General features: G+C 42.1%; 10 protein-coding genes. All 10 read left to right on the top strand.

Features of this window, described 5'->3' with window-relative positions:
* Positions 1-355: 355 nt before the first annotated feature.
* The 10 genes from RMX98_RS31550 to RMX98_RS31505 all read left to right on the top strand — a co-directional run bounded on the left by RMX98_RS31550 (position 356) and on the right by RMX98_RS31505 (position 11,777).
* Entirely contained in the window at positions 356-682 is a 327-nt protein-coding gene (locus RMX98_RS31550) for a DUF2281 domain-containing protein (protein WP_322680967.1), read from the top strand.
* A 181-nt stretch (positions 683-863) separates the two neighbouring features.
* Complete coding sequence (locus tag RMX98_RS31545) at positions 864-1,103, top strand: hypothetical protein (protein WP_322680966.1); 240 nt, start codon at positions 864-866, stop codon at positions 1,101-1,103.
* Positions 1,093-2,304, top strand: coding sequence for a restriction endonuclease subunit S (locus RMX98_RS31540; protein WP_322680965.1), 1,212 nt, complete (start codon positions 1,093-1,095; stop codon positions 2,302-2,304). The genes RMX98_RS31545 and RMX98_RS31540 overlap by 11 nt, the downstream gene beginning before the upstream one ends.
* Entirely contained in the window at positions 2,301-5,009 is a 2,709-nt protein-coding gene (locus RMX98_RS31535) for an HsdR family type I site-specific deoxyribonuclease (protein WP_322680964.1), read from the top strand. Before RMX98_RS31540 ends, RMX98_RS31535 begins: the two co-directional genes overlap by 4 nt.
* A 9-nt stretch (positions 5,010-5,018) precedes the next feature.
* Positions 5,019-5,447: a hypothetical protein gene (locus RMX98_RS31530; protein WP_322680962.1), complete on the top strand. Its 429-nt coding sequence runs from the start codon at positions 5,019-5,021 to the stop codon at positions 5,445-5,447.
* A complete protein-coding gene (locus tag RMX98_RS31525) occupies positions 5,444-5,794 on the top strand; it encodes a M48 family metallopeptidase (RefSeq protein ID WP_322680961.1) in 351 nt (116 codons plus the stop codon). Before RMX98_RS31530 ends, RMX98_RS31525 begins: the two co-directional genes overlap by 4 nt.
* A gap of 1,140 nt (positions 5,795-6,934) precedes the next feature.
* The gene (locus tag RMX98_RS31520; protein ID WP_322680960.1) at positions 6,935-9,757 is read left to right on the top strand and encodes a DVUA0089 family protein; all 2,823 of its coding nucleotides are present in this window, start codon (positions 6,935-6,937) and stop codon (positions 9,755-9,757) included.
* Positions 9,758-10,113: 356 nt separating this feature from the next.
* Positions 10,114-10,305: a bromodomain-containing protein gene (locus tag RMX98_RS31515; protein WP_322680959.1), complete on the top strand. Its 192-nt coding sequence runs from the start codon at positions 10,114-10,116 to the stop codon at positions 10,303-10,305.
* A gap of 180 nt (positions 10,306-10,485) precedes the next feature.
* On the top strand, positions 10,486-11,037 hold the full coding sequence (locus RMX98_RS31510) for an alpha/beta hydrolase (RefSeq protein ID WP_322680958.1): 552 nt from the start codon (positions 10,486-10,488) through the stop codon (positions 11,035-11,037).
* A 167-nt stretch (positions 11,038-11,204) separates the two neighbouring features.
* On the top strand, positions 11,205-11,777 hold the full coding sequence (locus RMX98_RS31505) for an HdeD family acid-resistance protein (RefSeq protein ID WP_322680957.1): 573 nt from the start codon (positions 11,205-11,207) through the stop codon (positions 11,775-11,777).
* Positions 11,778-11,831 lie beyond the last annotated feature (54 nt).

Genomic DNA, 11,831 nt, shown 5'->3' with positions numbered 1-11,831 from the left:
AATTATAGCTTTTGAGTACGCAATTATAGCTTTTGAGTACGCAATTATAGCTTTTGAGTACGCAATTATAGCTTTTGGGTTCGCAATTATAGCTTTTGGGTTCGCAATTATAGCTTTTGGGTTCGCAATTATAGCTTTTGGGTTCGCAATTATAGCTTTTGCGATCGCGTTTGTTGATTTGGCGTGTCCATAACGTGGGGTGGGCATCTTGCCCGCCCGGACGGGTGAGGACACCCATCCCACAAGAAAATTTATTGCAACATTTTAGCCTTGACACGCCAGTAGAGTATAAGTTGTTAAAATTTAAATCAGCTATAAGTGTTTTATCATTTTTATTTTTATTGAGGATACAGCAATGACTCAAGCAATTGATAAGCAACAAATGATAATTGATGAATTGAAAAAGCTATCTCCTGAGAAGCAACAAGAGGTATTAAACTTTATTGAGTTTTTGCAGTTTAAAGATATGCAAAAGCAGGATATACAGCATCAAGAAGAGAAAGAACCTATTTCCGCCTATGAAGCTGCTAAAGAGTTTGCTGGCTGCGTTGGTGGAGACCCTGACCATCGGGAAAAACAAGTTTCATTTTTAGAAGCCGCTAAGGAGTTTATTGGATGTGTTGATGGAGGCCCAGGAGATTTGGCGATTAATAAAAAGTATTTAGAAGGGTTCGGCAGGTAGTGAAGCAAAATATCATTATTGATACTGGCCCCCTAGTTGCTTTAATTAATAATCGGGAACAATATCATAGTTGGGTTACTAAAGAAGTTGCTAATCTAGCTTACCCTTTCTTTACTTGTGAAGCAGTAATTACTGAGACGTGTTTTATATTGCGCGATTTTATGGCGGAGAGGATGCGGTTATGTCTTTACTAGATACTGGCTTAATTCAAATTCCTTTTCGTCTCAGTGATGAAATAGGAACGGTTAGAGAGTTGTTGAAGCGGTATCAGAATGTGCCAATGTCTTTAGCTGATGCGTGTTTGGTAAGAATGAGTGAGTTGATTAATGGTAGTAGTGTGTTAACTCTAGATAGTGATTTTCGGGTTTATCGGAAGAATAAGAATGAAATGATAGATTTGATTATTGCTGATGGAATATAAGAGGGTTAGGGATGGTGAAATACAGTTACCTTCTCATTGGAGGATAGTGAAATTGGGAGATATTACCCAATTCAAAAATGGTATCAATTTTAATAAAGAACAAAAAGGAAGTGGTACTCTCACAGTAGATGTTCTAAATATGTATTGTGAAAGTTCATTTATATCAATGAATAAACTTTATAGAGTAAATATTAAGCTTAAAGATGATTATCTGCTTAAAAAAAACGATATTTTGTTTGTACGCTCATCTTTGAAGCAGGAGGGAGTAGGTTGGGCTTCTTTATTTCTTGATTTTACAGAGCCTGTAACATTCTGTGGGTTTATAATTAGGGCGCGATTAGAAACACAGGAAATTGAACCTATCTTTTTAGTTAATTATCTCCGTCTAGACACAGTTAGAAAAATTCTTATCTCTAAGTCTGGGAAAGTAGGAGTTACTAATATTAGTCAGGCAAATTTACAATCATTACCAATTATTATTCCCCCACTTCCTGAACAAAAAACGATCGCCCACACTCTGCGAACCATCCAGAAAGCCAAAGAAACCCGTCAGCGAGAGTTAGAACTGGAACGGGAACGCAAAGCAGCACTGATGCAATATCTCTTTAGTTATGGTACTCGCAACGAACCCCGTGAGGAGAAGGAAATAGGCAAGATTCCTAAAAGTTGGATAGTCTCACGCTTTGAAAGCTTATGTGTCCTTCAACGTGGATTCGACATTACCAAAAAAGAACAGAAGCCTGGGAAATTTCCTGTAATTTCATCAGGTGGAATCAGTAGTTATCACAACTTGGGTAAGGTTCAAGGGCCAGGAGTAATTATTGGCCGAAAAGGAACGCTTGGAACTGTTCATTATGTTGATTGTGATTATTGGCCTCATGACACCACACTTTGGGTAAAAGAATTTTACGAAAACAATCCTCTGTTTATTGCTTATTTTTTATATTTTCTTAATTTAAAACGTTTTGATTCTGGTGCTAGTAACCCAACTCTAAATAGAAATACAGTTCATGCTATGACGATTGCTTATCCAAAAAAGGAAGAACAGCAAGAAATTGCTGCGATTCTAAAAGCGTGCGATCGCAAAATTCAAGCCCTAGAAAAAGAAATCGCCCTTACTGACGAACTCTTCCACGCCATGCTAGAACAACTGATGACAGGTAAAATTTCCACCCAACCCTTAACCGAGACTTACGTATGAGCGAAGCTTCCGCCGTGCAAAGACCGATGCTAAAATATGCCTATCAAATTGGCTGGGAATACCTAACTTCAAAAGAGGCATTACAACGGCGGGAAGGAAAGGGGGAGGAAAAACTCAAAGAACGCTACTTTGCCGATGTTCTTCGCAGTCAACTAATTAAACTAAATCCTGGCGTTGTCACCTCTAACAATATAGATGAAATTCTTCGCCGCCTGCGAAACATTGACAGCACCATCGAAGGCAACCGCGAAGCATTAAACTGGTTGCAAGGCAAACAATCTATTTTTGTCACCCAAGAAAACCGCGACAGAAACATTACCCTCATCGACTTTAACAACCCGGAAAATAACATCTTCCAAGTCACAGATGAATGGTCGCAAAAAGGCGTAAAATTTCCCAACCGCGCCGATATTATTTTTCTGATTAACGGTATTCCCGTTGCCATTGCTGAAACCAAAGGAGAAAAGAAAATTGATGGTTTAGCACTAGGCATTGACCAAATTCGCCGCTACCACAACCAAACCCCAGAATTGCTAGCCTTTCCCCAAGTTTTTGAAGTTACAGAGTTGTGGAATTTCTGGTATGGCTTAACCTGGAATACCAACCGCAAAAACTTGTTTGAATGGAAACTGAATAAACAAAGCAATACCATCACTGAAGGCGACTACGAAGAGAAAATCAAAACCTTCTTCGACCATCAACGCTTTTTAGAGATTCTCAGATATTACATTGTTTTCCTCGAACGCGATGACGGCTTAACCAAAGTAATTTTACGCCAACACCAAACCCGTGCAGTCAAAAAAGTCCTGCAACGCATCCAAGACCCGAATAAAAAACGCGGACTAGTTTGGCATACTCAAGGCAGTGGTAAAACCCTGACGATGATTACAGTTGCCGCCCAACTCCGCAATATTAGCGGCGATAATACCGTAATCATGATTGTTGACCGCAACGAACTAGAAAACCAACTAGACAAAAACCTCAAAGCATACAGCATCAAAAGTTATCAAGTCGCAACCAGTAAAGCAGACTTAGAAAAACTCATCCAAGATGATTATCGCGGTTTAATCGTCGCCATGATTCACAAATTCGACAAGATGAAAGTAGAAAATCAGCGTTCTACAATTACCGTCTTAGTCGATGAAGCACACCGCAGCACAGGCGGTAATTTCGGCATATATTTAATGGCTGCCCTCCCCAACGCCACATTTATCGGTTTCACAGGTACACCCGTTAGTAAAGCAGCTAAAGGACAAAACACTTTCCAAACCTTCGGCGAACCTAGTGACCCGAAATACAGCCTAGATTCCTATTCAACCGCCGACTCGGTACGAGATGGCACAACTCTGAAGCTAAATTATGCCCTGGCGAAATCAGAGTTTCGCGTTCCCCAAGAAATATTAGAAACAGAATTTCTCCAACTCCAAGCCGCAGAAGGCATTAACGATATAGAAGAACTTGATGGCATTCTCGATCGCGCAGTTAAATTAAAAGAGTTTCTCAAAAGTGAAGATAGAGTAGATAAAGTAGCGAAATTTGTCGCCGCCCACTTCCGGGACTACGTTGAACCAATGGGCTTTAAAGCTTTTATGGTTGGTGTAGACCGGGAAGCTTGTAAACTTTACAAACAAGCCTTAGATAAATATCTCCCTAGCGAATATTCAACCGTCGTCTATTCCCGAACTACAGCCGCAGGACTGCGAGAGTACAACCTCACTGATACCGAAGAGAAAGAAGTCCGCAAAGCCTTTATTAAAAAATCCGTTGTTTCTGCCAAAATATCCTTACCAAATGCAGTCATCGACTTTATCGAATCTCGCCCGAAAGATTTTAGCTACAACAACAAAACCCTAACTTTTACAGGTTATTGTTCTGCTGAAGATGCCCAAACTTTAGAAAGCCTTTGCGGTGGCGATGTTGATGCTGTTACCAAAATTGGCCAACTTTACGAAGACTACCGCAAAGCCTTGCCGAAAATTCTCATCGTCACCGAGAAACTATTGACGGGGTTTGATGCGCCGATACTTTACTGTATGTATCTCGACAAACCGATGCGCGACCACGTTCTCTTGCAGGGAATCGCCCGTGTGAATCGTCCCTACGAAGACGCAGAAGGTTTAGTTAAGCCCTACGGCTTTGTTCTAGATTTTATCGGTATTTTTGGCGACAAACTAGAGCAAGCCCTGGCTTTTGAGTCAGGAGAAGTTAACGACATCATCCAAAGCGTAGATGTAATGAAAAACATCCTGCAAACGATGATGGAAAATACTGCACCTGAGTATTTACCGCTAGCTAAAGGATGGGACGACAAAGCAAAAGAACGCGCTGCGGCTTATTTTGCAGACAAAGATTTGCGCGAGAAGTTCTTTAAATTTGTCCGCCAACTGCAATCAATTTACGAAATCCTCTCTCCTGACCCCGACCTGCGTTTCTTCATGGAAAATTATCAAGCTATTATTAGGCTTTACGGAACAATCCGCGCTGCTTACAATACCAGTCCATACATTGATATTGAACTCACCGCCAAAACCAAAGAACTAATACGCCGCAACGTCACAATCGGCGAGTTAGAAATGCCCGGAACTATCCACGAACTCAATGCCCAACAATTAGAACAATTCCGCCAAAGTAGCACCACAGATACAGTAAAAGTTCTAAACTTGAGTAAGGCATTGTTGAAAGTAGTACACGAGCAAAGTCAGTGATCGCCTTTTTTGATTTCCATCGGCGAACGTGCCGAAATAGTCCGCGCCAGCTTTGAAGCTTCGGCTACGCTCAACTTCAACACTGAGCGGAGCCGAAGTGTTGAGAACCGCCAAATCGACGCACAACAAGCTTTAGCGAGACTAAATGAAATTGCCAATGAATGCACAGAAGCAGAAGTTTTACGGCAACAACTCAAACTTGATGAAAACACCTTTGCGATTTACACTGTCATCAAGCAAGCAGGCGACCTAGATATCAACCAAGCCAAAACCATCAACGCCATTTATAGCAACTTCCCTGATTACTGGTGGGATGCGCGTCAGGAAATTGATTTAAGAACCGAACTTTACGCTACTATTTATCCTATTACAAGCTCAGTTGAGCAAACCATTGAAGTCACCAACAACCTGCTGAAACTCGAACGAGTCGAATCATGATTGCTAGCTGCGACAATCGAAAATGGAAAGACGCGCAAGCACTGAAGGATGCTGTGGGAGAATGGAGCGATCGGATTAAAGTTAAAGTCAAGCAAATTCAACTGCGTCCGATGAAGCGCAAATGGGCATCTATTTCTACCACAGGACGCTTAACCTTGAATACTGAACTATTAGACTTACCAAAAGAATTGGGCGAGTTTGTCATTGTTCACGAACTCGTACATCTCCTCGTTCCCAACCACGGTAAGGTATTCAAGTGTTTTATGTATGCTTATCTTCCTGACTGGGAAGAAAAAGAGAAGCAATTGCAGATTTATTTTGTCAATTCTGGTAAAAATTTTGGCTGAAAACATTTTTCAAAAGTGGACATTTATTTTATCAAAAATTTAAAAAAGGACATTTATTTTGGCAATAAGTCTCTACTAGGCTATTTTTACATTAAAATAATAAAACCCTTACTCAGTAATAGTTTTAAGCTAAATATTTTTAAGGTCAATAATTTTTCAAATGATCATTTAATTTGTCACTTGTCGATTGCCAAATTAAATAGTGTTGAGACAAATTCGTGTCATCTAGTTAAGCCTTACCTACTTTAGACTTAGAGGTTGTTTGAAAAGTGTTTTGCTGTGACTTTAGGCACTTTAGATCCCCCCTAACCCCCCTTAAAAAGGCAGGGTGGTTTCATACGAAAAAAGAAAAATACATAAGTCTTGATTTCTCGTTTTGTGTCCAGGCTTTTTCCCTCACTTTCATTCCTTTCCCCCACGGGGGGAGAGGCTTTGAAACCCAGTTTTAGTTTTTCTCTGCTTGTATGAAACCACCCTGCCCTTAAAAAGGGGAGCCAGTGCGGTCTTGGGGTTTCCCCAAGTGGAGCATCTGGCGTGGTTTCCCCCATGAGCAACTGGCGTGGATTTAGGGGGATCTAAAACTTTTGATGCCGACAAGAGGACTTTTCAAACATCCTCTTAGAACTATTGGGAGCATGCTGTTTTGGCATGATCGCCCTGCGCTAAGGCGCACGCTACGCGAACAGACTAGAAGTCTGGGGCTATATAAATGAAGTCCGCCTGCGCGGACTTTATAAAACCCGCGCAGGCGGGTTTAGTCTGTATAGCCGGGATTTCCAATCGCCCGGTGTTTCTTCCAAAAGTGGATGTTCCCGAACTATTTGTGTTTATTAGTTTGTAAGTTCCTTGTGCTACTTTTAAACTGAATGAAGCGAGAGTGCAGGCTTTATACCTTTAATGACATTAATTTGGCGCAGCGACAAATAAAAAGTCACTGTACATCAGGTCAATATTTAGGTAAATTTGTCTGTTCTGATTCCCGATTATTTTTCGATAAAACTTAATCTTTTCTACATCATAAAAAGTTTGAAAATTGCATTATCATAATACTTCGTTATGAAGATTGGAAAGTTTTCAAGAATTATCTATTCCATCTTTTCGTTTGTTTTTCTATCTATAGTTTAATTAAGAATTATTGCGATGACAGAACCTAATAATACTTTCTCTACCGCAACAGCCATCGATCCAGACTCAAACTTTTACCTTGAGCAGAATGTAATCCTCAACGATTCAGTCAGTTCAACTGACACTGACGATTACTACAAGTTCTATACCCTCTATGGTTCATCAACCCTTTACGCCCCTCTGGATAACTTGTCAGCCGATGCCGACCTCTATCTCTACGACCAAAACCAGAACCTAGTTGCCATTAGTAGCCTGGGTAGCAACCAGAGCGAGACAATCAATGCTTCGCTACAAAGTAACCAGTACTACTATGTGAGGGTACACTACTATTCGGGAGGCTCCACAAACTATTCGCTGTACCTATACAACGACTATTCTGGCCCAACCTTAGCAACAGCAAGGGATATCGGCACCAGTTGGGGGCAAACCAGCAATAAGTACTTAGCCTATAACAAGATTAACTGGCAAGACTATCTCGACTATCGCGATAACGTTGACGTTGTGAAATTCACGATGGAAGCCCCTGGCACTATCAGTTTGCGGATGAAGGATTTCACTTATACTGGTGGGTTGCAGGCGACGATGCAATTGCTCGACTCCAATGGCAACGTGTTGCAGACTGTCGCCGGTACTGTGGGCAACGGTCTCAATGTTGACCGCTACTCTGCCCCTGCTGGCACTTACTACGTCAGATACACCCAGACTTATGGCTCTGACCCCTACACTCTCCGGATTGTCACTGATTACGCGGGTGATGTGACTGGCACAGCACGAGACTTAGGCAACGTCAGTGGCAGTAGTCGTCGCTTATACGATATGGTCGGAGGATCATTTGGGCTACCAACCTATGAAGATGCTAACGACCTATACAAATTCACCCTGGATAAAACCTCACCTATTGATATCCGGTTGGACATCAATACCTCTGCTTTCCCAACTCCAACCTTCGATGCCAATTTACGCCTCGCCCGTGACGTAAACAACGACGGCTTTATTTCAGGGGATGAAGTTTTCCTTTCATCATCGAACCCAGGAGACGACCAACTCTCAACCACCTTAGGAGCGGGTACTTATTACGTTCAGGTGGTGCAAAACGGAGCTTATACCAGTTATCAACTCGATTTAGATTCAGACTTTGATGCTGTTACCAGCGATCCACAGGCGTACAATAATCTGTCAAAGGCGCGATCGCTGGGTAATCTGATTGGGGAGACACCTTATATTAATGATGGGTTTGGCATCAGTGCGGGAGATTTCTCCGATTACTTCAAGTTCACAATGACTACCGCAGGTCAACTCTCCGCTTCAGCATTTAATAACTCCTACTACTCTAGAGCTACCCAAAATCCGACTCTATCAATTGTCCGAGACTTGAATAATAACCAACGGCTCGACGCTGGTGAAACAATTACCGGGTTTAGTGGTGGTTCGCTGAGTACAAACTTAGCAGCAGGAACGTACTTTTTACATGCAACTGGTACTGGCGAACAAGCTGCCTACTACCTGCGCCTGGTTTCAGACTACGCCGGAAATACCTTAAGCACAGCCCGCCCACTAGCAGCGATCGCTGGGGAAACGCCGCCCAATCAAACTTTCCAAGACTACATCGAACAATCCTTCGATACTTCCAGCGATGTCAACGATTTCTATCGTTTTGATCTACCCAGTACTTACGAAGTAACGCTGAACACCACAGGTGTTGCTGGTGAAGATTTATCGCTTTCACTGATTAAGGATGTCAACAACAATGGTGCGATCGATGCAGGTGATATCTTAGCAACATCAAACGTCTTGAACTCGCCAACAGAAACTCTCTCACGGGTACTAGGGGCTGGGCGGTATTTTGTTCGCGTCCAAGGGGTTAACGGTTCCACAAACTATACGCTGACCTCAAATTTCGTCAGCCCAAGTCAAGATCCTGATGACACAATCGCTGAAGTTGCGAATCGTTCTGCGAATATTAAGACACTAGGGCAGTTCGTTGACTTTTCCCTGAATCCCCAAACTGATACCGATCTAGTGAAGTTTACGGTCTCTGCTGGTCAGAAGGTCGGGTTTGATGTGGATTCTCGCAATGGGTCAAATCTCAACACCTACCTCAGGGTATTCAACTCCAGTGGTACACAACTGGCGGCTAACAACGATGGAGCCGCGCCGGGTGAAGCCTCTAGCCAGTTCTCTTACTTGGCTTATACATTTACTCAAGCGGGCACATACTACGTTGGTGTGTCCCTTAGCCCGAACTCCAATTACAACGCGGTGACGGGTCTTGGCGATGTCGCTAGTTCCGGGGCTACAGGAGACTACCGTCTGACGCTCAACGATCTTGGACGAGTATTCACTGGCGATGCTACGAACAACTCGATCGTTGGTGGTAGCGGCAACGATAGCCTCAATGGGGCTGGAGGTAATGATACAATTACTGGTGGTAGCGGTAATGACGTACTGATCGGTGGTACTGGCAATGACCTACTAGTTGGTGGTGGCGGAAATGATACGCTAACCGGAAATGATGGAGCAGATACTTATCGGTTTACAGCTCCAAGTGATCGGCTGGATACAATTAATGGCTTTAGCGGCTCTGCTGGTGACAAGATTCAGATATCTGCCGTCGGTTTTGCTGGAAAATTGGTCGCAGGCACTTTAAGTTCAGAACATTTTCGTTCTGGTGCAGGCATTACGACAGCAAATACGACAACTCAACGGTTTATTTACAATACGACGAATGGAGCCTTATTTTTCGATTCCGATGGTAGCTTAAGCGGATCTGCACCAGTGCAGATTGCTGTCTTAGGAGGCAGTCCTGCTCTAAATAACACTAATATTGTAGTTATATAAACCAATACCTTCACCAAAAAAAGAGAAGGAAGAAATAGGGCCAATGTAGTAGAGTTATTGTCTTCCACAACGACAACTCAAAAGCTACAAACAGCCCATTTTCGACATAGTAGTATAGCTATTTTTCAGCTTTTAGGTATTTCGAATTTTATGACAATATTTTGTTAAATTGACAAATAATTAGTTAATGTACAGTTGGAGAGGGGTTCTATCTATGTGTTGCATTCTTTTTTAAAATTGGTATTATGTACCCTCGGAATGAGCTTCTTCAACCCATAGCAGGAGTGTCATTTTTCATTAAGCATCTACGATGAAGAATTAGAAAATCAAATTGCAGTATATCTGCCTTTCAAACTATGGACTGGAAGTACAGGTGGAAAAATGGCTATAAACCAAGCCGAGATGAAGCGGCAAAAAACCCTCATTTGTTAGATGAGAGTCAGTTCGATAACGAGCAAGACCGAAAGCTAGCTGAAGAATCTGCAAGGAAACATTTAGGTATACCTGCACCGACTATAGACGAAGATAAGTCAATACTACCTCATTAGCTTCGCCTAACAAAAAGGTTTAATAACACCATTTCCAAAAATCTTTGCAACTTGGCTGTAGGGGCGTATAGCTGTACGCCCCTAATCATCTATCTGTAGTAATAATTTCGTAAAATAATAAGATAACGCTTGGGCATTTTTCGCATATCTACGCTTTGCACCATTATAAAGTTAGACAAAATGCAGATTTCTCAACTTTTCAATCGCTTAAACAATAGGAAATTTACTAAGTTACTCGCTCAAACAGTAGCTTTAGGTGTAGGTGCTACTGTTCTCTTCTCAAGTACTAATGCTGAAGCTGCCGAGCAAGTTGTTTTAAAGTATGGTACTTTTCAGGGGCAAGTATCTGTTGAAGAATTAACTCAGTTTACAGAAACTGGCAAAACTACGCCGACATTGGCAGCTTATTTGCAGGCTGCCAAACAAGACCCCGCAGTAGCTCGTAAGGCACTGAAAGCCCCAATAAAAGCCGATGCTGCCTTTTTAAATAACTTACTATCTAGTTGGGCTGGGCCAATTTTAGTTAACCAAATTGGTGAAGTAGTTCATCCTCCCGCAGGGCAACTAGATCAGCAGGCGCTGCGAAGTGCTTTAAGTACATCTATTAAAGAAAATGGTGAAGTTACACTACTTGGAGCCATTCAGAATTATCCAAATACTTCTGTTGAACTTGAAGGCGATCGCCTCATTTCTGTTTATGAGCGCCTAAGTAATCTTGCAGAACTCTTATGAGGATTATGTGATCAAATGATGGGTTTGGTGTCTCAAGAGTGGATAATTTGAGTCACGATCGCAATGAAGTTAATACTGATGAGTCTATCTTAAGGTTCATGGCCTGTTACTGAGAAATTCCCTAACCTAAATGTAGAGTTTAGTCTAAGAATAGGGGAAAGATTTGTATGACAACCGATGTTTCTAGAGATATTAAGAAGGATCTTAATGGGTCGCTGATAAGTGGTATTCTCCTGAGTATTTTAGGGGTGATTGCGATCGCAGCGCCTAGTCTCTCGACCTTATTTGCCGAAACTTGGATTGCGGTGATTTTGATTTTCGCCGGATTTACAAAACTAGTTTATGCCACTCAAACCCGTCACCAAGGAGGTTTTATTTGGAAACTTCTATTGAGCGGACTCTATATTGCAACCGGCATCATGCTGTTTGTTTATCCTTTTACAGGTGTACTCACACTAACTCTGTTGCTTGGCAGCTTTTTGCTAGCTGAAGGCACATTTGAGTTAATTCTCGCATTCCGGTTACGTCCGCAAGAAAATTGGACGTGGATACTAGGTGATGGGATTATTACGCTGATATTAGGTGTGATGATTTGGTTCCAGTGGCCCTTCAATGCACCTTGGCTTCTTGGCACGCTAGTTGGTGTCAGCATTATTTTCACCGGAATTTCCCGCGTAATGCTGTCATTGAATGCGCGTTCTGCGTTGAATCCTACTAATGAAGCTGCAAATCCTACTTAGTAGATAGGGAATGGGGAGATTGCAACGCCAAAGGGGAAAGGGCAAGGGGCAAAG

Source organism: Nostoc sp. DedQUE02, from assembly GCF_034531035.1.
In the GTDB taxonomy this organism is placed as follows: Bacteria; Cyanobacteriota; Cyanobacteriia; order Cyanobacteriales; family Nostocaceae; genus Nostoc.
The sequence above is the reverse complement of the archived record's forward strand: the minus strand, read 5'-3'. Positions and strand labels throughout refer to the sequence as shown.